The organism is Niallia sp. Sow4_A1 (assembly GCF_052116745.1).
Taxonomy (GTDB): domain Bacteria; phylum Bacillota; class Bacilli; order Bacillales; family Cytobacillaceae; genus Niallia; species Niallia hominis.
Map to the genome: position 1 here is coordinate 69,128 of NZ_JBQKKM010000014.1, position 25,647 is coordinate 94,774.

Sequence of the window (25,647 nt, forward strand, 5' to 3'; positions counted from 1 at the left end):
TCATAGTAAAAGATGATTTTTATTGAAAAATCTCTATATTTTAATGGGAAATAATGGTAGAATGTGGATTGTAGAAAGCGTTTGCGATTGAGGTATAAATATAATAGATGCTATTGTTCATTATTACTTTTGATTGCAATAGATAGTAGCCTTTTTGCTTTGCATGATGTGTGGAGCTTGGTTTGGAAGGATGGGAAAAGAGCTTGCTTGCTTTGCTACTGAATAACATTAAAATAAGTAAAAAGATGTTTTTAATTTATCTATTAGCTGTCGTTATTCCTATCGTTCTTACCAATTTAATCATTATTCATTCCATTCGAGAAAATGAGAATATCCAACAAAATAAATTAATGGAAATTACGATAGAACGGATGAAATATCATCTTAACGAAAGCCTAAATGAGATTACGGAAGTTTCGAATTATATTAGTAGAGACATGAAGATTAATGAATTTCTTCAGAAAAAATATAAGGATAATGTAGATTATTATAGTGACTATATATCTCTTATTCAAGAAAATATAATTAATAGTTTTTATGTATCTCAAGCTTTGGAAAGTATAGAAATATATACTAATAATCCAACTATTGTTAACGGTGGTGTTTTTTGGGATTTGCGAGCGGTCGAGAACACGGATTGGTATAAAATATACAAAGAAAATAATCAAAACATGATTTTATATCCTTATTATGAGGAAAATAAGCAGTTCCCTCCAAAGTTAGAATCAAGTCGAACGATCAGTTTTATTAGAGAATTACCAAATGGGAACAATGGATATAAAAGTATTGTAAAAATAAATATTAATTATTATCGATTATTGGCAAATATTAAAAATGAAGATCTAAGTAATACTATTGTAATAGCCTATAAGGATCAGATTATATTTAGCAATCATGGTTATGAGAATAAAAATGCAATGTTTCGTCCATTAGAATCAAATGAAAAGCGTGCCTTTAATCTATCCGATTCTTTTCTAGCAATTAATGATCGGTGGGATATCTATATATCTAACAATCAAACCAATATTTTGGATTTAATAGAAAATAAGAAAACAGTACTCCTTGTGTTAATCATCTTCAATTTTTTGTTTCCTACACTTATTATTTTGCTTATTAATAAATCGTTTCAAGATAGAATTGCTCTCACGGAACAACATTTATTAAAAGTAGAAAAAGGGATATTCGAAAGAATAAATATCAATGAAGGAAAGGACGAAATAGGTGATTTAATACGGAGTTATAATTTCATGGTGGTGAAGATTGATGAATTATTAGGTGAAGTATATAAGAAAGAAAGAGAACAGCAGAAAATAGAACTGGCCAAAACGAAAGCGGAGTTGAATGCTCTTCAAAGCCAAGTAAACCCACATTTTCTGTATAACACACTAGATAGTATTCGCATGAGGAATTTATTAAATGGTGATAAAGAAAGTGCAACGGTTATTAATGAATTAGCACTACTTTTTAGAAGAATGACGAAATGGAGCGATTCTTATTTTGTTACTGTAGAGGAAGAAATAGCATATGTACAAAGATACTTGAATATTCAAAAGTATCGTTTTGTAGATAGATTGAATTTTTCTATCTATGTGGAAGAAGAGTGTAAGGCCTATTATATTCCAAAGATGCTGATAGTAACGTTTGTGGAGAATGCTTGTATTCATGGAATTGAGAAAAAGAAAGATGGCGGGGAAATTAGTATTATCGTCTCTAAACAAGACGAAGCTATTTATATAGAAATTTTAGATAGTGGAATTGGAATGGATGAAAAGAGATTAATGAAAATAAAAGAAAGTCTGGAGAAAAATGATATAACAACATCCAATTGGGAAGAAAGCACGGGAATTTTAAATGCGTATTTACGCTTGAAAATGCATTATCAACAGGAGGTAGAATTAGTAATGGAAAGTCAGATGCATAATGGTACCGAAGTATGCATTAAGCTACCAATTATATAGAAAAATCTCTAATAATGAATTGGAAGGTATGGTATTGGAGCTTTTAGGGATTCATTGTTTCTTTCACAATCCAGTTGGCATGCGAAAGATCATTTTAGGAGGAATGAATAATGTTAAAAGTCCTTATTGTTGATGATGAACCATATATTCGAGAAGGAATTAAAGTCATGATTGACTGGGGGAACTATGGTTTTGAAATTTGTTATGAAGCAGGAAATGGAGAAGATGCTCTTCAAATTATTTTAGGCCATGAAGTTGACATTGTTTTGACTGACATAAAAATGCCTGTTATGAGTGGGATAGAATTAATTAAACAGGTAAAGAAAAGCGTTGATAAGGAGATACGATTTGTAATCTTAAGTGGATTTTATGAATTTGAATATGCAAAGAAAGCGATTCAATATAAGGTCACAGATTACTTGCTAAAGCCAATTCAGGAAAAAGAGTTAATTGATTTACTAGAAACGATTAATAAAGGATTTATGTTACTAAAGAGAAAAGAAAAAGAGGAAGAGAAAAAGAATAAAGCAATCGTTGATTATCATATGAAAAATATCTTATATGATAAATTTACATCGAAGGATATTGAATTTATCAAGGGTAGACATGGGGAATTTAAAAACTACACCTTTATTAATATGGATGTCGTGCCTGAAAATAAACAGGAACGTGTTACAGTAGAACAAAAAAAGAAATGGAAAGATAGGTTATATAGTGTAATAGAAAATACAGTACAGGAAGAGAATTTTCTTATTCTTTATGATATAGAAAATACGAATATGGAATTCTCGGTAAGTGTTATATGGCAATGCTTACGTTCAGAGGTCTATAGAACGAATTATTTAGCAAAACTTCAAAAAAAATTAATGAGTGAAGTGCCATTCAAGGTGAAAATATATATTGGGAGTACGGTAGAAAACATAGAAGACATCAACGCTTCCTATAATAATGTAGTTTTAGGAAAAGAATATGAATATTTTTATTGTGCAGATAAAGAAATTATCGATTGCAAGAAATTACCTACCTTCTCTTTAGAGCAATATCACTTGTCCCAAAAATGGATAAATCAATATATTAATAGCATTACTGAAAATAACGAACAAAAAATAAAAAGTGTTATTGAGCAAATATACGATAAATTTCATCAGAAATGTTTACATCCTCAATTGATAAAAAACAATCTAACTCTATTAATTTACCAACTATCAGACTTATGGAATAAGAATAGTAATAAGCATTTTTCTGATGATGAATACTCCCTGTTTATTCATAATCAGAAAAATCTGTTATCTGGGAGAGTTTCGATGGATGAGTTTTTAACTTACTCCTTAACTTTTGCCAATTATTTATATAGTATCAAGAATTACTCTTCTAAAGATATCTTAGTGAAAATCGAACAGGATATTGAAGCGTGTTATATGGAAAAGTTAAGTTTGAGGAAATTAGGAGATAAATATAATATAAACAGTGTATATTTAGGTCAATTATTTAGTAAGAAGTATGGGATAGCGTTTAAAGACTATCTAAATGAATATAGAATAGAAAAGGCATGTCAGCTATTAGAACAAACAGATGATCGGATTTATCAAATAGCAACTAATATAGGCTTCCAAAATCCAGATTACTTTATAAAAAAATTTCTACAAGTTAAGAAGGTAACGCCTCGAAAGTATCGTCTTCAGGGCAGGAAGGTTAAGGAGGCATAATGAAAAAAGTATAAACCAAGCAAGTAGGACATCATTCTATCTTAATGATACTTCATATTTGGGAAGAACTCCTTTTACACCCTAAAGTTGTTGAGCCTCATGGGAACTAAAAAAATAAATCCATAACAAAAAAAGTAAGTGACTTGAGAGTTTAAAAAAATAATAGGGACCTCCAATAAGCTAGGATTACATACTTTTTGAGAGGTCCCATCGAAAAATTATTTACTTAAATCTTCTGCGCATTAGAAACATGCTCATTTAATTCACTAGAACCATTCTTCTTAATCGTAAAGTAAGCAATCAAGAAAGATGATCCAATGGCAATAATAATTCCAGCAATGGCATAAGGGAAGTAAGGTCCAACATAGGCAACTAGGCTTACGATGCTGGATAGGATATAGCCATATATTTTTACTCCTGTAGCAGCGAAGAAGGTTGCAGCAATGGCACTTCCAATTGTACACGCAATAAATGCTTTTTTATTTTTAATTAGTACACCGAATAAAGCAGGTTCTGTAATGCCAAGTAAGGCTGAAATGGTTGCAGATATGATAATGGATTTCTCCGTTTTATTTTTTGCTTTAAAGAACATAGCAAAGGTTGCTCCGGCAATTGCCATATTAGTCATGAACATCATTGGCATTAACATATCATAGCCTTTATCGGCGAAGTTTTGCAGGGCGATTGGTGTGATGGCATGGTGCACTCCAAATACAATTTCAATTGGCCTTGCTCCCCCCATTACTACACCAGCTACTATAGGCGAAATATCAAATAAAAGTTCGATTACATAAGCCAATGCCTTTCCAACATAGCCTCCCAATGGACCAGTAACAATTAAGGAGAACGGAATAGCAATAAATAACGCTAATGTAGGTGTGAATACCGTTCTCAAAACAGTAGGCATAAAGCGGTCTACCCATTTGTGAATATGACTTAACGCCCAAACTGAAAGGATGACAGGAATGACTGTACCAGAATAATTAATAACTGGAATCGGTAACCCAATAAATTGAAACTGACTTATTTCTCCTAATTTAGCTGCATCCAATAAGGTTGGATACATCAGTCCACCAGCAATTGCAATGGCAAGATATTGATTTGTTTTAAATATTTTTGCTGCTGATACTGCTAAAAAGAAGGGAAGAAAGTAAAAGACACCGCTTGCAATTAAATCTAAAATGGTTACTGTTTCACTTTCTTTGGAAAGAATATTTAACGCAATTAATCCGGCTAATATCCCCTTAATCATTCCAGCCCCAGCAATGGCAGGAACAATTGGACCGAAAACCCCTGAAACAACATCTAGTAATCTTCCGAAAACACCTTTTTTCTTGTCACTCTCATGTGCTTCTTGTTTATCCTCATCTATTCCTAACTCTTCGATAATTGCTGTATAAAATTTTTGGACGTGTGTACCAATAATAATTTGGTATTGATCACTTTGTAACTGTTCTCCAATCACTCCATCCAGTCCTTTTATTTGCTCTCTTTTTATTAATGAATGATCATATAAATCGAAACGTAAACGAGTCATGCAATGCCAAACTTTTTTGATATTATTTTTGCCACCAACATATTCAATGATTTTTGAAATCGTTTCTTTTTCCCTCATAGTATAATAGCATCCTTTCCATTTTTTAATAAATCCGGAAAACGTATAATTGCACTTTGATTTGACAAGGAAATAATAGCACAGCTTTTTCATTTTTGAAAACGATTTAAATATAACCAAAATGATGAATTAATCCTTATAAAATAAGGGTTTTATATGATTTAGTTGAGAAATTGGTATGGTAAATTAACGATATATTATAACTTGCCTAACCAAATTGACGGTGTATTTTTCCTATGTTTAAATTTAGGTATTGGTTTGCTTTGATTTGACAAGAAGAAGTAAAGAGAGAAGGAGATTCACTGGTGGAACCGACGATAATAACAGATATAAAATCTTTTGTAACTAATCCACATAGGCACAATCTAGTAGTTGTTAAAGTGGAAACGAATAAAGGAATTTTTGGATATGGCTGTGCAACCTTTCAGCAGCGACCTTTAGCTGTCCAATCCATCGTTGATGAGTATTTAAAACCATTATTACTAAATAAAGATGCAAATCATATTGAAGACTTATGGCAGATGATGATGGTGAATTCTTACTGGCGAAATGGGCCAGTAATGAATAACGCGATTGCTGGTATCGATATGGCGTTATGGGATATAAAGGCTAAGCTTGCCAATATGCCCCTTTATCAGTTGTTTGGTGGAAAGTCTAAAAATGCAATTGCAGCATATACACATGCAGACGGATTAACACTCGATGAACTTTTTACTAATGTTGACGATTTAATAAAAAAAGGTTATCGGCATATTCGTTGTCAGTTAGGGAAATATGGTGGGAAAAATCAAAAAATGCATTTGACAAATGAGGTAAGTGAAGGGGAATATTTCGATCCAGATATTTATATGAATGATGTTATTACCATGTTTAAAGCACTCCGTGAAAAATATGGGTATTCTATTCATTTCTTACATGATGTTCATGAACGGTTATTTCCTAATCAAGCACTTCAGTTAGCAAAAGAACTGGAGCCATATAAGCTTTATTTCTTAGAAGATATTTTGCCACCTGATCAAAATGAATGGCTTTCCCATTTAAAGGGACAATGTACGACACCAATAGCAACGGGAGAACTTTTCAATAATCCAATGGAGTGGAGAAATCTCATCGTTAATAGACAAATTGATTATATACGCTGTCATGTTTCGCAAATTGGCGGAATCACCCCAGCACTTAAGCTAGCAGCCCTTTGTGATAATTTTGGTGTACGCATTGCTTGGCACGGTCCTTCCGATATGACACCGATTGGGGTAGCGGTAAATACGCACCTAAATATTCATCTTCATAGTGCAGCTATTCAGGAAATTCAAGAAGCAGATGAAACAACAAAGAAAATGTTTCCACATTCTGTTGAAGTGCTTGATGGCTATATCTATCCAATCGAAAAAGTAGGGATTGGTGTAGAATTTGATGAGGAGATGGCAAAAACATATCCTGTTATCTATCGCAAACATGAATGGACACAAGCGCGAATACCAAATGGTTCTATTCATACACCTTAATAGGAGAGAAGAGAGAGGTCTAGGAAGAAAAGATCTCTTTCTTTAATTTTGAAAATTTAAATATGTGTTAGAATGAGGAGGAGGTTAAACCTATTCTGTTTGAGGGGTAATATGATGAAAAAAAAAGACTTTATAGCAGAGGATATTTTAAGTAAGATTTATCAAAATAAATATAAAGCAGGCGAAAAAATTCCAACGGAAAGGGAGCTTGCAAAACATTATGAGGTATCAAGATATACCATTCGTGAAGCACTAAAAAAGCTTGTGAACATAGGGTGTGTAAAAATCATTCAAGGTTCAGGTATATTTGTAAATGAAACACGATATAAAAGCCCCTTAATTTATAATTCACTTACAGAAAGAAAGTTTAAGGATATCCAATCTAAAATTGTCTATTTTAAAAAGATAGAGGCAGATCATGCTTTAGAGAAAATATTTGATATAAGCGGAAGAAAAACAAAAGTGTGGGAATACAAACGAGTTCGGATTGTAGATTTTCAAAAAATGCAAATAGAAACAACAAGACTTCCTTGTGCGTATTTTCCAGATTTAGAGGAAGAAGCAGTTAAAAATTCCGTTCATGAATACGTTCAGCAATGTGGTTATCAAATCTCTCATTTTATTACTACTTACAGTGCAATAAATGTCAGTAAGGAAGATGCAGAGCTACTAAACTGCAAAAAAGGTGTCGCCGCGATGAAAATTTTTAATAGAGGAATTCTACAAAATGGCACCGTTTTCGAATATAGTGAAATGATAAACTTAGATTACTCTGTTTCCTATTTCACTCCTTTTAACCGGTATAGTCATCAATATAGGAAGAATGATTAGAACTTAGCTATAGAAAAGGTGTCTTTATAGGATAATGAATAATGACCAAACTCCCCAACTACCAAATGATATAAAATCTACCTTAAAGAACTCCATCTATTAGGTCAGCTTAGAAAAGCTAAATACCACTGTTGTATTGGATTTATGACAATAAAGCAGTGGTATTTTTAGTAGAATAATCTAAACTAAGCCTTTAAATCCATTTCACCACATCATCAAACGCTCTACGTGTTTTTGGATAAGGCTCTTTTGCACGATAGCCAAATGCTACCATAACAGATATTCCAAAATGCCCGTCTTCTAAAAGCCCTTCTGCATCTAATAATTGATTCATTTTTTCGATATTAAACCCTTCAATTGGACATGAGTCGATACCGATTTGAGCAGCTGCAGTCATCATATTCCCAAGCGCAATATATGTTTGTTTAGAAGCCCAATCGAATAATGCCCGATCTCCGTCTAATAAATGAAAATCATCTTTTTGAAATTCTGCAATTCGTTCAATCATTTTAGGAATTATTTCTGCAGGAAGCTTTGATACATTTGTCAATTGATCTTTTAAATAGGCAGAATCATATACTGTATCGATTTTTGTACGTGCTAATAAGATAACAAACGCACTTGCCGCTGGAATTTTTGTATAAGCTCCCCAAGCGGATTGTTTGATTTTTTCTAGTAGTTCCGGTTTCTCAATCACGAGAAACTTCCATGGCTCTGTACCAAATGAGCTTGGGGAAAGACGGCCTGTTTCTAATATAAAGTGCATGTCATCTTCTGGAATTTTCTTCGTTGGATCAAACTCCTTTGTAGCATGACGAAAATGATAAGCGTCAAGAATTTCTTGTTTTAGCTCTTCTTTATTACGCATTCTAGTACTCCTTCCAATATACCTACTTTGATTACCTACCTTTTCCTCTTTTAAGATAACCAATTTAGGAAAGAGTATATCAAAAGCTAAGAATACTTTCTAAGAATTTGTTTGATGATTTTTAATAAGAACTTTTCCTATATGTTTGAAAACACTTACTTTTAAAAATAGATAAAGAATCAGTAATTTTTGTATAAAAACGAGTAAAAATCACATATTATTTTCTTGACACTTCTAGAGTCCCACATTAATATTATGTAGACCAGTTGTTATAATTTTTTTAAGAAGAGATGATTCTAAATGAAAAAAGGCAACAATAAAAAAGAAGCAATTCTAACTACTGCAACGAAATTATTTCAGTTGCAAGGATTCCATGCTACAGGACTCAATCAAATTATTGATGAGAGTGGTGCACCAAAGGGATCCTTGTACTATCATTTTCCGAATGGGAAGGAAGAAATAGCTTTAGAGGCAATCAATCGGATGAGAGAGCTAGTAGTGGAAAAAATGAAAGAAGACTTATATGGTGGCGATACACCTGTGTCTGCTTTTCAGCTACATGTCAATGCCGTTGCGAATGAATTTGATCAAATGGGCTGTAGCGCACTAGAAGGATTGCAAATTAGTCTGATTGCCTCGGAAACGGCGTTAACTCACGAAACGCTGCGCTTGGCATGTGATGCTACCTTTACTAATTGGCAGGCGCTTTATACAGATAGGTTAGAGGAGTTTGGCTTTGAAAAAGGTCTGGCAAAAGAGCTGGGCATTACGCTAAATGCAATGATAGAAGGCGGATGCATGCTATCATTAACAAATAAGAGTAGTATCCCTCTGCGTTGTATTTCGAATCAAATAGCAGTGCTGTTAAAACAGTAATTTTTTAGATTTAAAGGAGGAAAAGCAATATGACAATGGATATTCCTGCTAAAGGCAATACAATTGGGAAATCGGAGTTTAGAACGGTTCCAATTATTGCATCATTTTTAATTGCGGGCTTTATTGGTTTATTTAGTGAAACGGCACTGAATATGGCATTAAAAACAATCATTACGGATTTTAGTATTAACGAAACAACCGTACAATGGCTAACAACAGGTTATTTATTAACACTTGGAATTTTAGTTCCTGTATCTGGTCTTATTCTACAATGGTTTACGACAAGGCAGTTATTTATTACATCTCTTATTTTCTCGATTTCAGGAACGATAATCGGGGCAATCGCGCCAACCTTTACGATTTTAATGATTGCACGTATTGTTCAGGCAATTGGCACAGCGCTATTATTACCTCTTATGTTTAATACAATTCTTGTATTAATCCCACCGCATAAGCGCGGAAAAGTAATGGGAATGATGGGGTTAGTTATTAGTTTTGCTCCGGCAGTGGGACCAACTATCTCTGGACTAATTCTGCGCTCCCTTACTTGGCATTGGATTTTCTGGATTTCATTGCCACTTCTCTTGGTTGCTCTTGTTTTTGGTAGTATATTTATGCAAAATGTAACAACATTAACGAAGCCGAAGATCGATATTTTATCTATTGTATTGTCAACAATTGGATTCGGTGGCATTGTTTATGGATTTAGTAATGCAGGAGAAGGCGGTGGATGGGGAAGCATAGAAGTGATTACTTCTATTGCTATCGGACTAATAGCATTAATTTTGTTTGCTATTCGCCAAGTAAGAATGGAGCAGCCTATGATGAATTTAAGTGCATTTAAATATCCAATGTTTGTTATAGGATTAGTGCTTGTAATCATGATTATGATGGTGATGCTTTCATCCATGATTTTATTGCCACTGTATTTACAAAATGTTCTAGCATTAAGCACGTTCACTGCAGGATTGCTACTTCTGCCAGGTGGTCTAATCAATGGATTGCTTTCACCAATTATGGGCAGTCTTTTTGATAAATTCGGGCCAAAATGGCTAGTTATTCCAGGTCTTGCGCTAGCGACACTTGCATTATTCGGATTCTCAAAGATTGATATTGATACATCATCAGGCTTTATCATTGTTCTTCTGATTGTATTAATGATTGGTGTCTCCATGGTAATGATGCCGGCACAAACAAATGGTTTAAACCAATTGCCGCCTGAATTATATCCACACGGAACAGCAATTATGAATACTTTGCAGCAAGTTGGTGGTGCAATCGGAACAGCAATTGCTATTTCTCTTTTAGCTTCAGGTTCTGCTGAATATTTAAGTAGTACAACAAATTTAACAAATCCGTTAAATCCATTGCTTGCTTTTACAGCAGGTGTCCAAAAATCATTTAGTTTTGCTATTATTGTGGCCATCATTGGTCTTGTTCTATCATTCTTTATCAAACGAGTGAAAGTAGATCATCCATCACATTAATACAACAATGATTTAAATAAAAGCTGTTTTTAAAGATTGTTGTTTTTCAATAGGAAAAAGCACCACAACCTAGAAGGTGAGAAAGTCCGAGACTGCAGAAGTGAACGAGAAGCGGCACGTCCCACGTTCCATAGAATATGAAGTGTATTCATAGCAACAATCTTTATGAAAGCGGCCAAAGAAAAAAATCGATTGGAAGAATCGATTTACACCATTCAGTGTGAATCCTATTCTTTCAATCGATTTTTTATCTATTAAACCATTCCACCATTTACTCGAATTGTCTGTCCAGTAATCCAGCGAGCGTCGTCGCTTACTAGAAAGGCAACAACTTTGGCAATATCTTCTGTTTCTCCAAAGCGACCAAATGCATTGAGTCTTTTTAGATTTTCTAGTTGTTCAGGACTTTTGCCATTCATAAACAGCTCAGTGTTTGTAGGGCCGGGAGAAACGGTATTTATCGTAATATTTTTTTGCCCAAATTCCTTTGATAATTGTCTTGTAATCTGTTCAACAGCCCCCTTTGTTGCAGCATACAGGCTATATCCAGGGAACATCATTCCAGCTACAGAGGTAGAGAAATTGACGATTTTTCCATTTGGCTCCATATGTTTAAGTGCTTGCTGGCATGCAAAATAAGTTCCTTTCACATTGATGGAGAAATGGAGATCAAACTCTTCTTCTGTAACATCGCTTAAAGGAATTGTATGCATAACCCCTGCGTTATTAACTAAAATGTCTATTTTTCCAAAATGATGAAGACTTTCTGTAAATAAACGTTCCACTTCTTTGATTTTGCTGACATCTGCTTGAACTGCTACTGCTTCTCCCCCTTTTTCCACGATTGTTGCAACAACTTCTCTTGCTTTCTCATCACTATTTGCATAGTTGATAATTACCTTAGCCCCTGATTGAGCAAGTTCTTCTGCAAGACTCCTACCGATTCCTCTAGATGCACCAGTAATAATGGCAACTTTGTCTTTTAACTGATTCATATGATTCCTCCATTAGTTATTTCTTTCATCCTTTAGGCTGATGTGAGTTAATTATATATAGGCATGAGACAAGATGGATAGAAGATTCATGTTTCATCTTTGCCTAATTCTCCAAATAAGATGTAAAATGAATGAAAAATCGAAGGAGGATTTATGGAAAATCCACAAAGCCAGCTATTACAATTAATAGAAAAGCATATTAAAATAGATGGCACACATGAAACAAAGATTGACCATTTAAGTATTATTCGAGCTTCTACCTTAACAGAGCCACTGCATTCTATAATAGATCCATCGGTTTGTTTCATCGTACAAGGGGCCAAAATAGTCATGCTCGGTGAGGAGATATTTCGTTATAATTCCAGTCAATATCTTATCACATCTGTTCATTTGCCTATTAGTGGGAAAATTACAGACGCTTCGAAAGATAATCCATATTATTGTATAAGGCTTGGATTTACGACGGAACAGATTTTAGAAGCAGTCACTCAAAAGGAAGGAGACTCCCTTCTACCTAAAAGGGCAATGCTAGTAAATAAAACTACCCCAGATATGACAGATGCCTTAAGTAGATTGCTGAAGCTTCTCGACTCCCCAAAAGATATTTCTGTGCTTGCACCACTCTATCAAAAGGAAATATTATATCGTATTTTGCAAACAGAGGATGGTTATCAGATGAAGCAATATGCGATTTTAGGAAGTCATTCACAATCCATAAAAGAGGTAATACAAGTGATTAATCATAATTATGCGAAGCCCCTTCGCATAGAGGAATTAGCTAAATCTGCTAATATGAGCGTTTCTTCTTTTCATCATTATTTTAAATTAATTACAGGAATGTCTCCTTTGCAGTTTCAAAAAGTGATTCGATTACAGGAAGCGCGTAGGTTATTGCTTTCTGAAGGATTAGAAGCTGCAGAAGCAGCCTTTCAGGTTGGCTATGAAAGTCCATCTCAGTTTAGTAGAGAATATAGCAAGCTTTTTGGACTACCACCAAAAAGTGATGTAAGGCAATTGCAAATAAATCTTAGTAACAGAAGACCTGCTAATGTGTAATCCAAATAGCAGGTCTTTTCCTTGTTTTATAATTAGTATTTATAATAATAGTTATCATTAATATATATTTTACTAATAATAAAAATTCTTATAAGGTAAGTATGAAGGAACTAATTTAGAAGGAAGGGTCCATATGGAGACGAACGAAAAGGCACAAGTAAAACCAAGTGGATGGATAATGGGGGTTGGAATCACCTTTGTCATTGCTATTTTTGCAAAATATTTAGCAGATGCACTGCCAATCCTATCTATTATGGGACCATTAGTGCTTGCGATATTGATAGGCATGGGTTGGCGGGCAATCTTTGGGTTAAAGGTAAAATTCGAAAAAGGGATAGCATTTTCGAATAAGCAGTTACTGCGGCTAGGAATCATTCTTTTGGGAATGCGACTTAACTTAGTTGATATTTATCACTCTGGAGTAAATGTTGTTATTGTAGCAGTAGTTGTAATTATCTTTACCCTATGTTTTGTATATGGTTTGACTCGATTTTTTAAAGTGGATAAAAAATTAGGAATATTAACCGCCTGTGGTACCGCTATTTGTGGGGCAGCAGCTGTAGTTGCGATTGCTGCTCCATTAAAAGCGAAAGAGGAGGAGACGTCTGTTGCAGCAGCTACTGTAGCTATTTTAGGTACCATTTTTACATTAATCTATACGGCTCTTTATTCTGTTTTACCTTTGACTCCAACAGAATATGGAATATTCGCAGGCAGTACACTTCATGAGGTAGCTCATGTTATCGCTGCAGCTTCCATCGGGGGGAAAACGACGGTGGATATAGCGGTTATTGTAAAATTAACACGTGTCGCCTTATTAGTACCAGTAGCGATTATTATTGGAATGATCTTCTCTGATAAAAAAGAAGGAAGCACATCGAAAAAAATATCTCTTTCTGTTTTCCCTTGGTTTATTTTTGGATTTCTATTTATGAGTGGAATAAATACGCTTGGTATTGTTACCAAAACAATTACTGCAAACTTAGTCGATTCAGCATATATTTTTATTGGGATGGCAATGGCTGGATTGGGGCTCTATGTAGATATAAAAACCTTTAAAAAACTCGGTATAAAACCGTTTATAGCTGGTTTGATTGGTTCAATAGTATTATCTATCTTAGGATATGTACTTGTAAAGCTCCTTTGGTGATGCTAGCCCTGAAGAAAAGGCTGATCTCTAATTAGAAATTACTGAGCATAGAATGAAGAAAGTGAAGTTGTTTTTCTAGACTTTTCCTTTTAAAATAATTATATTATATACCATCTATTCTAATGAAAGGAATTATGGTAAATGAATAATAAAACAAACTTTCTCATCTTTCTTTTAGCGATTAGCTGTGGAGCGGTTGTCGCTAATATTTATTATGCTCAGCCAATTATCCAATTTATTTCTGCAGATCTACATATATCTTCTAATTCTTCCGGACTTTTAACAACTTTAACCCAAATAGGATATGGTGCTGGTTTATTTTTTTTAGTCCCAATGGCAGATTTATACAAAAGTAAGAAAATAATCATCTTACTATTAGGAGTGACAATCCTTTCATTAATTGGCGCTTTATTCTCAACAAATGGCTTTCTCTTTTTGTTCGTTGTTACCATTATTGGGATTGGTGCAAGTGCAGCACAAATGTTGGTTCCGTTAACGATGAAAATTGTACCAAGAGAAGAAGCAGGAAATTATATCGGGAAAGTAATGAGTGGGCTTTTAATCGGAATTATGATTGCGCGCCCATTTTCTATTGCTATTACAGATTGGCTAGGATGGAGAATGGTCTATCTATTTTCTTTTCTGCTCTTAGTTACTATTTTATTATTACTATTAAAATTTTTACCAGACTTTGAAGTAGAATCCAGCCTTGCTATAACCTATCCGGGTTTATTGCGTTCGATGGTAAGAGTATTACTTGATACAGCACCTCTACAGCAACGAGCATTTTATCATGCCTGTGTATTTGCTACATTCAGTCTATATTGGACAGTGATGCCGATACTCTTACGATCTGAGTCTTTGCATTATTCCAATAATGAAATTGCACTCATTGGTTTTGTTGCCATTGCAGGTGCATTATTGACACCTTATATTGGGAAGTTAGCAGATAAAGGATATATTTATATAATGACAAATGTTTCAATGGGGCTAGTTATTTTTTCTATCCTTCTCCTCTTTTTTGTAAAGGACCATTCTTATATAAGTATAGGTCTTATCGTAATCTCAGGAATTGTGCTAGACATCGGTGTATCAGGTAATATGCTATTAGGACAAAAGGTTATTTATAGCTTAAACCCATCAATCAGGAATCGATTGAACGGTTTATATATGACAATCTTCTTTTTAGGAGGAGCCTTTGGTTCCTGGATTGGAAGCTATAGCTATTATCAATTTAGTCCAGAAATTTCCCTGCTTTTTGCTATTGCCTTTCCGATACTTGCGCTTATAGTTCATATGTGGAAAGGGAATAGTACTTCTCATCTGTCTACAATAGCGTAAAATTGAAAACACGATAAAAAAATGCTGAGGACATAATAAGTATTCCAGCCGAAGAAAGCCAACCATTCACACGAATAGTTTCGTATGGATGGTTGGTTATTTTTAATAGAAATAACCAATTTAAAGCGTCATAATGTATAGCTAAATTAAAAAATGTCCATACGCTATTATATTTCAAAAGAATGGTATAAGCGCGATATAATATATAATAGAAAAATAGAGATAGATCTTTGGAGAGAAGGGGTCAAAATGGTAGGTGAAAGAATAAGGCAGCTGCGAATACATAAACAGTTAACGCAAAAAGAGCTTACGGAAGGGATATGTTCCATCACTTATTTAAGTCGAATTGAAAATGGACAAATTAATCCTTCTGCAGAGTTTCTAAGAAAAGTTTCGAAAAGACTAGGGTATGATTTAACCGAGTTAAGTAGCCCGAATAGAGACGAAAAAACGTTGGGAATTGTAGAAAGTTATAAGCAGAAAGGAGAAATAACAGAAGAAGATCTCTCTTATTTACATATACAAACGCTAGAATTGAACTCTACAAAAGTAAACCTTCACCTTTATGGTGTACTGTTACGGTACTATACGACAAAAGGTGAAATAGAGCAGGCAAGAAGTATTTATAGCCTATCCAAACGATTTATTTCAGGAGAAATGAGTGAAGGGTTAGAGGATGAATACTTTTACTATTTTCTGGCGTGTGGAAACTTCTTTTACTATCTTCAAGATTTTAATTATTCGGTTCATTATTATACAAAGGCAGATCATTTATTAAAAGAAAGGGATAGTCTGGATGCTGCAAAGCTTTATTATAATATTAGTTTGATAAAGCAAAGAACTCACGCAAATCAAGAAATTAGTATGTATTATTCTAATAAAGCATATGAGATTTTTGAAAAATATGAGGAAAAAGAATATATCATTACTGCATTAATTACATTAGGCGTTCAGTATCAACTAAATAATGATTTAGATAATTCAATGGAATGTTTAAAAAAAGCAGAGCGTATTATCATAGAAATGGAAGGACATGAAAAACTTACTAGCTTCAAAGGGATGATACAGCATAATATAGGGAGAGTCTATGAAAGAAAAAAGGAATATGGGTCAGCGATTAACTATTATTTAAATAGTATTAATATTTTTGAAGACCCTTCATTAGATTTACAAATTGTTCACCCACTAAGAAGATTAGTGGAAATCTATATTGAACTAAAAGATTGGGTACTAGTGGATAAATATTTAGAAAAAGCATTAACGATTACAGAAAAATTTCAGCTTAAGCATGACAATATTTTATTATGTTTATTAAGGTTATCAGTGAAGAAATTACAGGGAAATGAAAGTTTATATGAAAAAGGAATGCAAAAAATGCTAGATTCTGCTATTCATTTAAATCAAGGAATTTTGATTAAAAGAATTACGAAAGAGCTTGGTAATCATTTTTATGATAAGAAAGCATATAAAAAGGCTGCCGACTATTTAATGAAGGCGCTAGAATATGAGGAATGATTTAGCAGATAAGTAGTAAAATTGCAGGTTAAAATTACTTATTAAATGATAGAAAAAATAGTATAATTTTACCTATTTTTATAAATAGGTTATTTGAGATAAACTTTCATTAACAAATACAAATAGATAAAAGAAAAGGAGTGTTTCAAAGAATGAAAAAAATGATAGTATCTATAGTTGTTCTCGTTACTTTAACATTGGGAGTAAATCTTGGCAATGCATTAGCAGGACATGAATGCCAACCTGGGGCACTTAGTATTGGAAACCAAGAAACGGAGTAACAGATTAATGATGGAGATGAATAATCAATTAATGCAACGGATATTTGGAACCTATCAAGATCAAATGAATCGAGATTATTTACAACCATCAACTTCTCATATTGTCTCGTGTTCCATTGAAAAACATCATAAAAACATAGGGAAAACACAAAATTCCCTTTTTCACAAAAATACGCTTGCGCAGATTTTATTTGAGGTATTTGACAAGTTTGAACCAGAATTTATTCAAGCTATATCGCCCTTGATTATTAAATTGAACCAAGATGTTGTTACAGGAATACCTAATAATGGAGTTTATAAGTTAGACGCAGATAATGAAATTTTTGTGCAACTAGACCAGATTGAGAGTAATCAATTTCAAGAGGTTGCAGTCCATCAAAAGCAGCTTGGTATCAAGTCTAATTTAGGAATTTCTTATAAACTTTTAAGAAAAGATAAAGAGACATTGGATACCTTAATTAAGGTAATGAAACAGCTAAATTACTTCCTATCCTTGCATGGAGGAGTAGAATCTACTATTGCAATAGCGGATTTTGTATCAGAACACCAAGAGAAAAAGTTATTATTGCCCCCTTATATTTTTATACAGTGGTTGTACCCCACAAGTAGTTTTAGAGATTCATATATCTCTTAGTAGGAAAAATGAATAGTTATCAGGTTAAAAAGGCGAGCATTGGTAAATCGCCTTTTTTCTTATGAGTAAAATCCTGAGGTTTGTTATAGAGACAAATATTTAGGTGTGTATAGGGGAGAATGTATGGTTACTTAGACTGAAGTTTTAATTTTCAAAATATTACAAATTATAATTGACCTCCATAATGAGGGGCAGTATAATAACTTTATGTTATAAGAAGTAACATCTAATGACTTTCATCCATTTTTTGATTTTGTTTTTGTCAGAAAATATAACATTTTTTTGTTGTGTACATGCTATATACATAATAAGGGGGAAAACAATGCGAAAATGGTGGATGTTAAATGTGTCAGTACTTGTAGTATTAGTGCTATTGCTTAGTGGTTGTGCAGGCTTTAGCTCAAGTGAAGAAGAAAAATCTAGCAACGAAGAAGTTAGTTCATTGAATCTGGCATTAGAATCAGATATACCAGATTTAAATCAAACGAAATCAACGGATGGAACATCTTTTACCATCTTAAATAATGTACTTGAAGGGCTTTATCGACTTGATAAGGATAATAAACCTCAACCTGCTATGGCTGAAAGTGTAGATATATCAGAGGATGCATTAACCTATACCTTCCATTTAAGAGAGGGAATTAAATGGAGTAATGGAGAACCTGTTACAGCAGCAGATTTCAAATATGCTTGGTTAAAAACGTTAGATCCTGATACAGCAAGCGAGTATGCTTTCATTATTGCTCAGTTTGTAAAAGGAGCAGCAGAATATAATGCTGGCGAAGCAGATGAATCAGCTGTTGCGGTAGATGCACCAGATGATAAAACACTGGTTGTGACATTAAACCAGCCTACGCCATTCTTTCTTGATTTAACTACATTTGTAACTTATTTCCCACTAAATCAAAAGTTTGTGGAGGAAGTAGGATATGACAAATATGCACTGACAGCAGACAGCATTCTTTATAATGGCCCCTATGTATTAACCTCTTATGATCAAGGAAAAGGCGTTTCCTTAGAAAAAAATAAAGAATATTGGGACAAGGATAATGTCGCAGTAGATAAAGTAAATTTAGATGTTATTAAAGAAGCAAGTACGGCACTAAATTTATATGATTCTGGGAAACTGGATAAAGTCTATTTACAATCATCGGATGTAAATAGTTATAAAGATAAAGAAGGCTATGGAACAGAAACGATGTTCCGTACTTATTTTACACAAGTAAATTTACAAGAAAAACCATTTGATAATGAGAAAATTAGAAAAGCATTTCAATTAGCATTTGATCCGAAAATTTTAACCGAAACTATTTTAAATAATGGTTCCCTTCCAGGTACTGGAGTAGTACCAGCTGGTATTAGCGGAAACAGCTCCTCCACTTATCGTGAACTAGCAGGAGATGTATTTACACCAGATCCAGCTAAAGCAAAAGAGTTGCTTAAAGAAGGAATTAAAGAGGGCGGGGAGTTACCTCCAATTGAATTATTAGCATCAGACGATTCTGTTTCAAAGGACACGGCAACATTTTTACAAAGTGAATTTAAGAAGAATTTAGGTGTGGATGTATCTATCGTAACAAAACCGTTTAGTGGAAGATTGGAAGCAATGCGTGACGGAGATTTCATGATTGCAGTAAATAGATGGGGAGCAGATTATAATGATCCGATGACGTTTATCTATGAATGGCTTGGACAGCCAGCTTCCGCATCCCGCGGCTATTTTGAAGACAGCAAGTATCAAGAATTAGTACTAGCTGCTCAAAAAGAAACAGATGTAGATAAACGTATTGATTTATTTATCGAAGCAGAGAAAATTCTGATTGATAAAGGGATTGTTGGCCCACTTTATTTTGATGGTAGAGCGTTTATGATCAATCCGAAAGTAAAAGGGTTAGAATTGCCGCCTGGTGGTTCATTAGAATTGAAGTATGTAACAATTGAAAAATAAAAATGGAGATAGGAGGGAGAATTTTTTCCCTCCTAATCTATTAGATTGTTCTCCAACTAGTTAAGGAGGAACTTCTTTAGAAGAAACTAAGTATCTTTTCATGGGAAGAGGTGTTTTTATGGGGAAATTTATTGGCATAAAAATCTTAAATATAATCATTACATTATGGATTATTGCAACAATCACTTTTTTTCTGATGAAGCTGTTGCCGGGCTCTCCTTTTAATGAAGAAAAATTATCGAGTCTCACTGATGAAGCAAGAATGGAGTTTCTTGCAAAATATGAATTAGATAAGCCTGTTTATGTACAATATGGAAAATACTTAGTGAATCTAGTAAAAGGGGATTTAGGAATTTCCTATTATTACAAAGGACAGTCGGTTAACGAGCTTTTATCTAGTCGTATTCTCCCTTCTGCATTCCTTGGTGTGCAAGCTATCATACTTGGATTATCTATTGGGTTAATTCTAGGGATGATTGCAGCTTTAAAGCATAATACGGTTTGGGATTATGTCACGATGTTCGTTGCAGTAATTGGTGTTTCTGTTCCCAACTTTGTATTTGCTGCCCTATTGCAATATGTAGTTGCCTTGAAATGGGGGTTGTTTCCAGTGGCGTTTTGGGAAGGATACGATAGTTCTATTCTTCCATCGATCGCCTTATCTTTAATGATTATCGCACTTGTTTCCAGGTTTACGCGAACAGAAATGCTAGATGTTCTGCAGCAAGATTATATTTTAACTGCTAAGTCGAAAGGGCTCAGCCAATGGGGAGTTATTATCAAACATGCTGTTCGAAATGCGATGATTCCAGTTATCACGATTCTCGGGCCGGTTGCGGTTAGTATTTTAACTGGTTCATTGGTTATTGAAAATATCTTTAGTATTCCTGGTATTGGTAGTCTCTTTGTGGACTCTATTAAGTTTAATGATTATACAACCATTATGGGAGTAACACTATTTTACAGTGCCTTTTTTATTCTAACAATGCTTGTTATCGATCTATTATATAGTGTGATAGATCCAAGAATTCGAATTAGCGGATTAAAGGGGTGAAGATAAATGGCAGAACCAAATCGTAAAATAGATCAGCTGCCCGATGAACTTTTCGAAGTCGTTGGAAGGAAACAGGAGGAGCTAGAACAAATATCGCAGCACTCTTTTTCTTTTATGAAAGATGCTTGGATTCGTATAAAAAAGAACAAGGCGGCTATTGCTAGCTTAGTTGTTTTATTACTAATTCTTTTGCTTGCGATTTTTGGCCCCTATCTGAACGGCTATACCTATTATCAAACGGATTATGATAAAACCTATCAACCTCCTAATGGAGAACATTGGCTTGGGACAGATAAGTTTGGAAGAGATCAATGGACAAGAATTTGGGAAGGGACCAGAATATCTTTATATATTGCCCTTTTAGCTAGTGTTCTTGACTTAGCAATTGGAGTAACCTTTGGTTCGATTTCTGCATTAATCGGTGGGAAAGTGGATAGCTTCATGCAGCGAGTTATTGAAATTCTTATGGGAATTCCCCACTTAGTTATTGTCATCCTATTAATCATGATGATGAAACCGGGGATTTTTACCATCACGGTTGCGATGGTTATTACAGGTTGGGTTAATATGGCTAGGATTGTAAGAGCACAGATTTTAAAATATAAAAATCAAGAGTTCGTTCTTGCTGCCCGTTCTTTAGGAGCAGGCAATAAACGTATTATTGTCAATCACATGATTCCTAATACGATTGGCTTAATTATTATTAATATGATGTTTACCATTCCGAGTGCTATTTTTACTGAAGCATTTTTAAGTTTTATTGGACTAGGATTACAAGAACCGGCAGCTTCCCTTGGAGTTTTGATAAATGATGGTTTCCACTCCATGCGGAATCAATTTTATTTATTGATATATCCGGCTATTGTCATCACCGGATTAATGGTGAGCTTTAATCTTTTAGCAGATGGATTAAGAGATGCTTTTGATCCCAAATTGAGAAAGTAGTTTCAGAGCGCAGTACATAATGAAGAAGATAGACTTTTTGGGGAGGCATAGAAAATGGAGACAATTTTAGAAGTGAAGGATTTACATATTTCCTTTAAAACATATGCCGGGATAGTTCAAGCAATTAGAGGAGTTGATTTCACTTTAAAGAAGGGGGAAACATTAGCAATTGTAGGAGAATCTGGATCAGGAAAATCTGTGACGTCAAGAGCGATAATGAAATTGTTACCAGAAGGAATCTCGAATATCAGTAAAGGAGAGATTTTATTCTATGGGCAAGATTTAGTTTCCTTATCTGAAAGAAAAATGCAAAACATACGTGGTTCGGAAATTTCGATGATTTTTCAGGATCCAATGACTGCCCTTAATCCAACGATGAAAGTTGGATTACAAGTAGTAGAAAGCGTCAGAAAGCATCGGAAAATAGCCCAAAAGGAAGCAAAGAAAATTGCATTAGAACTATTTGAGCTAGTTGGAATCCCCAATGTTGAGCTTAGATATAATCAATATCCACATCAATTTTCAGGCGGTATGCGACAAAGGATAATGATTGCATTGGCATTAGCTTGTAATCCGAAAATTTTAATTGCAGATGAGCCGACTACTGCACTAGATGTTACTATTCAAGCACAAATTCTTGATCTATTAAAAGATATACAGAAGAAAACAGGTACTGCAATCATATTAATTACACATGATTTAGGAGTTGTTGCTAATATTGCAGACTCTGTTGCTATTATGTATGCCGGGAAAATTGTTGAAAAAGGAACGGTTGATGAAATATTTTACGACCCAAGGCACCCTTATAATTGGGGGTTGTTAAGTTCAATGCCAAACTTAGATACAAAAGGAGAATTAATCTCTATTCCAGGATCACCACCTAACTTAATGAACCCTCCAAAGGGTGATCCATTTGCTGCAAGAAATGAATACGCTATGGCTATTGATTATCAATTAGAACCGCCAATGTATCAAATTACTGATACACATTATGCAGAAAGTTGGTTACTGCATGAAAAAGCTCCTAAAATTGCTCCTCCTGTTAGTGTAAATGAAAAGGGAATTTCGTTAGTTCAGAAATCTGTGGAAATAGAAGAAAGTAGGGAGAAGCGTTTTCTTTCTAGTGAACCAATTATGGAAGTGAATAATCTTAAAAAGTATTTCCAAATAGATAAAAATCAAACACTAAAAGCAGTAGATGATGTTAGCTTCCATATTATGAAAGGGGAGACACTTGGGCTTGTCGGTGAATCAGGCTGTGGAAAGTCTACAACAGGCAGAACCATATTAAAGTTATATGAGGCAACATATGGAGAGGTTATTTTTCAAAAAAAGAAAATTAATGGTAATGTAAGGAATGAAGAAAAAAAGGCAATTCATCGGAAAATGCAAATGGTATTCCAAGATCCATATGCATCTCTTGATTCTCGAAAAACGGTGGAAGATATAATTGCTGAAGGAATGGATATTCATCAATTATATCAGACGAAAGAGGAAAGAACGGAAAAGGTGAAAGAGTTACTGGAATTGGTTGGTCTTCCAAAAGAGCATGCGAGTAGATATCCCCATGAATTTTCAGGTGGACAACGACAACGGATTGGAATTGCTCGTGCCTTAGCAGTAGATCCAGAATTTCTAATATTAGATGAACCTATTTCTGCCTTGGATGTATCTATTCAAGCACAAGTAGTCAATTTATTGAAAAAGCTCCAAATGGAAAAAGGATTAACTTACTTGTTTATTGCCCATGATTTATCAATGGTGAAATATATCAGTGACCGAATAGGCGTGATGTATTTAGGGGGCCTTGTAGAGCTTGCTCCTGCAGAGGAGTTATATACTGAACCATTCCATCCATATACAAAGGCATTATTATCTGCAATCCCAATCCCAAATCCTAAAGTGGAACGACGGAGAGAGCGTATTGTATTAAATAGTGATCTTCCAAGTGCGATTGCTCCCCCAACAGGGTGCCGATTTCGGACTCGATGTCCGATTGCTACAGAAAAGTGTCAGGAAGTACCGGAGTGGAGAGAGGTAAAGGAAGGTAGATGGGTTGCTTGTCATTATAGTGAGGCGATGAAAGTGATGGTTTAAAAAGCAATGAAGCAGGGGGATTTTATGTTTCCTTGCTTTTTTTTTGATAGAATGGAAACTTTTTTCAATACGTAAAAAGAGGAAGAATGTTTCCCTAAGTATTCCGATAGATACAATGTAGTAGCTTAAAACAAAAAATCCCGTCTTAATAGGGACACAAAATCCATCATAATTTTGTAATTGTGTATCCGTTTTCAATCGAATAAGATAGTAGCATAGAGATTAGAAAAGAGGTGAAGTAATTCGTGAGTGAGGTCATGAATGAGCGTCATCAAATGATTCTTAATATCTTAAGAAAGGAGAAATGTTATGTAACAGCTGCTGAGTTAGCGGAAGTACTAGAAGTTTCCAAAAAAACAATTTATAGAGATATCCAACAAATAATTGATGCAAATTCAATGCCGTTTCGGATAATAAAAAAAGAAAATTTTGGTTATTATTTAGAAAATAATAAGAAAATACTAGAAAGTGAAACTACAGTATTTGATTATCCAGATGAACGTCGTTTGAATCTATTATTATTCCTTCTGTCGATTGCACCCTGTAAAACCTCAATTCAGAAAATATCAGAGAAATACATCGTAAGCCAAAGTTCTATCCTCAATGACTTTAAACATATTGAAAAAGAATTAATGCCATATAACTTAAGACTAATAAGAACAAATGAAGGAACATTTATAAAGGGAGATAAACTATCGATTTATCGGTTAATGGCGGTGATTATTGAAAAATACTTAACTCAAATGGGAGATCCTTTTAGTCAATATGATATTCCTGATTCTATAAAAAAAGTAAAAGTGAAAAATAATAATTTATTAAAAATTAAGAAATTACTACATGATATACAAGTACAGCATGATTTAAGTTTAGATCAGCCCTATTATTTAACATTATTTTGTTCCCTTCTCTCGATCATAGAAAAACAAAGGAATAAGCTTATATTAAACGAAGAAGTAGTATTTGAAGAGATAGATAATAACGCTAGTATCTATTATGTATGTAAAGATTTGGTTGATGATATAGAAAAGTGCTTTTCTATCCAATTAAAAGCATATGATATTTATTCTCTATACTATATTTTGAAAGCGCATAAACTTAATTCACGCTTTTTATTGAATCAAGATACAGAACATTACCAAAATGAACAGGTAATTCTTTTAGCAAATAGGTTAATAGCGAGAGTTACAGAGAATAGTGGGTACCAATTTGATACAGATGATGAGTTATTTTATTAGAAAGATTAAATTTGCACATGCATGCAATGATATATAGACTAAGTCATCGGATAAATATTATTAATCCAATTTTAAAGTCGATTAAATCTAACTTTACCAATATATTTGGCTTAATAAAGGTTAGCATAAATGAGTTAATAGAAGAAGGGCATTGGGTGAGGTATATAACGGATGAAGAAATCGGCTATATTACTTTATATTTTCAGATATCTTATGATGATCATTTTGCTAACCAGATTCCTTTATTAATAGAATGTACAAGTGGAATTGGTACTTCTCATTTGTTAAGTGAAAAAATAAGAAGAACTTTTCCTGATATCCATATAAAGAAAATTATAGCTCAACAACGAATAAAACAGACAGACTACGAAGATGTAGAACTAGTGATTTCGACTGTGAAAACACATAGTATTATTGATAAACCAACCATTCTTGTGAGTCCTATTTTAAACCAAGAAGATAAATTTAAAATAGATCAATTCATTAAGGACTATTACAACCAACAAAGTAATAACGGTTGAAAATGGAAAGATAGGAGAGTGTAAAGTGG

The 25,647-nt window shown here is 33.9% G+C and carries 21 protein-coding genes and 1 pseudogene; 19 read left to right on the forward strand and 3 right to left on the reverse strand.

Features of this window, described 5'->3' with window-relative positions; genetic code table 11:
- Positions 1-182: 182 nt before the first annotated feature.
- The gene (locus ACTQ5K_RS10005) at positions 183-1,958 is read left to right on the forward strand and encodes a sensor histidine kinase (RefSeq protein WP_441993887.1); all 1,776 of its coding nucleotides are present in this window, start codon (positions 183-185) and stop codon (positions 1,956-1,958) included.
- A 110-nt stretch (positions 1,959-2,068) separates the two neighbouring features.
- Positions 2,069-3,664 carry a response regulator transcription factor gene (locus ACTQ5K_RS10010; protein ID WP_441993888.1) on the forward strand — a complete coding sequence of 532 codons (1,596 nt, stop codon included), beginning with the start codon at positions 2,069-2,071 and terminating at the stop codon, positions 3,662-3,664.
- Positions 3,665-3,890: 226 nt separating this feature from the next.
- Here the strand turns inward: ACTQ5K_RS10010 and ACTQ5K_RS10015 are convergent, their stop codons facing one another.
- Positions 3,891-5,279, reverse strand: coding sequence for a PTS transporter subunit EIIC (locus tag ACTQ5K_RS10015; RefSeq protein WP_441993889.1), 1,389 nt, complete (start codon positions 5,277-5,279; stop codon positions 3,891-3,893).
- Between the two features lie 305 nt (positions 5,280-5,584).
- Here ACTQ5K_RS10015 and ACTQ5K_RS10020 point away from each other — a divergent pair, with 305 nt between their 5' ends.
- Together ACTQ5K_RS10020 and ACTQ5K_RS10025 are read left to right on the forward strand one after the other, a co-directional pair.
- On the forward strand, positions 5,585-6,784 hold the full coding sequence (locus ACTQ5K_RS10020; protein WP_031537274.1) for an enolase C-terminal domain-like protein: 1,200 nt from the start codon (positions 5,585-5,587) through the stop codon (positions 6,782-6,784).
- Positions 6,785-6,898: 114 nt separating this feature from the next.
- Positions 6,899-7,615, forward strand: a complete 717-nt coding sequence (locus ACTQ5K_RS10025; RefSeq protein ID WP_031537272.1) for a GntR family transcriptional regulator — start codon at positions 6,899-6,901, stop codon at positions 7,613-7,615.
- A gap of 193 nt (positions 7,616-7,808) precedes the next feature.
- Here ACTQ5K_RS10025 and ACTQ5K_RS10030 read toward each other — a convergent pair whose 3' ends face one another.
- Entirely contained in the window at positions 7,809-8,483 is a 675-nt protein-coding gene (locus tag ACTQ5K_RS10030; protein ID WP_441993890.1) for an NAD(P)H-dependent oxidoreductase, read from the reverse strand.
- 300 nt (positions 8,484-8,783) lie between these two features.
- Between ACTQ5K_RS10030 and ACTQ5K_RS10035 the strand changes: the two genes are divergently transcribed.
- Together ACTQ5K_RS10035 and ACTQ5K_RS10040 are read left to right on the forward strand one after the other, a co-directional pair.
- Positions 8,784-9,359, forward strand: a complete 576-nt coding sequence (locus tag ACTQ5K_RS10035) for a TetR/AcrR family transcriptional regulator (RefSeq protein WP_441993891.1) — start codon at positions 8,784-8,786, stop codon at positions 9,357-9,359.
- 29 nt (positions 9,360-9,388) lie between these two features.
- Positions 9,389-10,846: a DHA2 family efflux MFS transporter permease subunit gene (locus ACTQ5K_RS10040; protein WP_441993892.1), complete on the forward strand. Its 1,458-nt coding sequence runs from the start codon at positions 9,389-9,391 to the stop codon at positions 10,844-10,846.
- A gap of 254 nt (positions 10,847-11,100) precedes the next feature.
- Here the strand turns inward: ACTQ5K_RS10040 and ACTQ5K_RS10045 are convergent, their stop codons facing one another.
- Complete coding sequence (locus ACTQ5K_RS10045; RefSeq protein WP_441993893.1) at positions 11,101-11,841, reverse strand: SDR family oxidoreductase; 741 nt, start codon at positions 11,839-11,841, stop codon at positions 11,101-11,103.
- 153 nt (positions 11,842-11,994) lie between these two features.
- Between ACTQ5K_RS10045 and ACTQ5K_RS10050 the strand changes: the two genes are divergently transcribed.
- The 13 genes and pseudogenes from ACTQ5K_RS10050 to ACTQ5K_RS10110 all read left to right on the forward strand — a co-directional run bounded on the left by ACTQ5K_RS10050 (position 11,995) and on the right by ACTQ5K_RS10110 (position 25,618).
- Entirely contained in the window at positions 11,995-12,897 is a 903-nt protein-coding gene (locus ACTQ5K_RS10050; RefSeq protein WP_235251613.1) for an AraC family transcriptional regulator, read from the forward strand.
- Positions 12,898-13,030: 133 nt separating this feature from the next.
- The gene (locus tag ACTQ5K_RS10055) at positions 13,031-14,047 is read left to right on the forward strand and encodes a YeiH family protein (protein WP_031537265.1); all 1,017 of its coding nucleotides are present in this window, start codon (positions 13,031-13,033) and stop codon (positions 14,045-14,047) included.
- A gap of 141 nt (positions 14,048-14,188) precedes the next feature.
- Positions 14,189-15,388: an MFS transporter gene (locus tag ACTQ5K_RS10060; protein WP_235251611.1), complete on the forward strand. Its 1,200-nt coding sequence runs from the start codon at positions 14,189-14,191 to the stop codon at positions 15,386-15,388.
- 249 nt (positions 15,389-15,637) lie between these two features.
- Entirely contained in the window at positions 15,638-16,903 is a 1,266-nt protein-coding gene (locus ACTQ5K_RS10065; protein WP_441993894.1) for a helix-turn-helix domain-containing protein, read from the forward strand.
- A gap of 152 nt (positions 16,904-17,055) precedes the next feature.
- The gene (locus ACTQ5K_RS10070; protein ID WP_268817860.1) at positions 17,056-17,184 is read left to right on the forward strand and encodes a hypothetical protein; all 129 of its coding nucleotides are present in this window, start codon (positions 17,056-17,058) and stop codon (positions 17,182-17,184) included.
- Positions 17,185-17,191: 7 nt separating this feature from the next.
- The gene (locus tag ACTQ5K_RS10075; protein WP_031537262.1) at positions 17,192-17,818 is read left to right on the forward strand and encodes a hypothetical protein; all 627 of its coding nucleotides are present in this window, start codon (positions 17,192-17,194) and stop codon (positions 17,816-17,818) included.
- Between the two features lie 322 nt (positions 17,819-18,140).
- Positions 18,141-19,766 (forward strand): peptide ABC transporter substrate-binding protein, encoded by a 1,626-nt coding sequence (locus ACTQ5K_RS10080; protein WP_441993895.1) that lies wholly within the window; start codon positions 18,141-18,143, stop codon positions 19,764-19,766.
- A gap of 118 nt (positions 19,767-19,884) precedes the next feature.
- Positions 19,885-20,820 (forward strand): ABC transporter permease, encoded by a 936-nt coding sequence (locus ACTQ5K_RS10085; protein WP_031537260.1) that lies wholly within the window; start codon positions 19,885-19,887, stop codon positions 20,818-20,820.
- 6 nt (positions 20,821-20,826) lie between these two features.
- A complete protein-coding gene (locus ACTQ5K_RS10090) occupies positions 20,827-21,765 on the forward strand; it encodes an ABC transporter permease (protein WP_031537259.1) in 939 nt (312 codons plus the stop codon).
- A gap of 54 nt (positions 21,766-21,819) precedes the next feature.
- Positions 21,820-23,862, forward strand: coding sequence for an ABC transporter ATP-binding protein (locus ACTQ5K_RS10095; RefSeq protein WP_441993896.1), 2,043 nt, complete (start codon positions 21,820-21,822; stop codon positions 23,860-23,862).
- A gap of 245 nt (positions 23,863-24,107) precedes the next feature.
- Positions 24,108-25,097 (forward strand): HTH domain-containing protein, encoded by a 990-nt coding sequence (locus tag ACTQ5K_RS10100; RefSeq protein ID WP_349204973.1) that lies wholly within the window; start codon positions 24,108-24,110, stop codon positions 25,095-25,097.
- Between the two features lie 26 nt (positions 25,098-25,123).
- A pseudogene (locus tag ACTQ5K_RS10105) lies at positions 25,124-25,243 on the forward strand (hypothetical protein); the annotation flags it as partial.
- Positions 25,244-25,252: 9 nt separating this feature from the next.
- The gene (locus tag ACTQ5K_RS10110; protein WP_031537256.1) at positions 25,253-25,618 is read left to right on the forward strand and encodes a hypothetical protein; all 366 of its coding nucleotides are present in this window, start codon (positions 25,253-25,255) and stop codon (positions 25,616-25,618) included.
- The last annotated feature ends 29 nt before the right edge of the window (positions 25,619-25,647 follow it).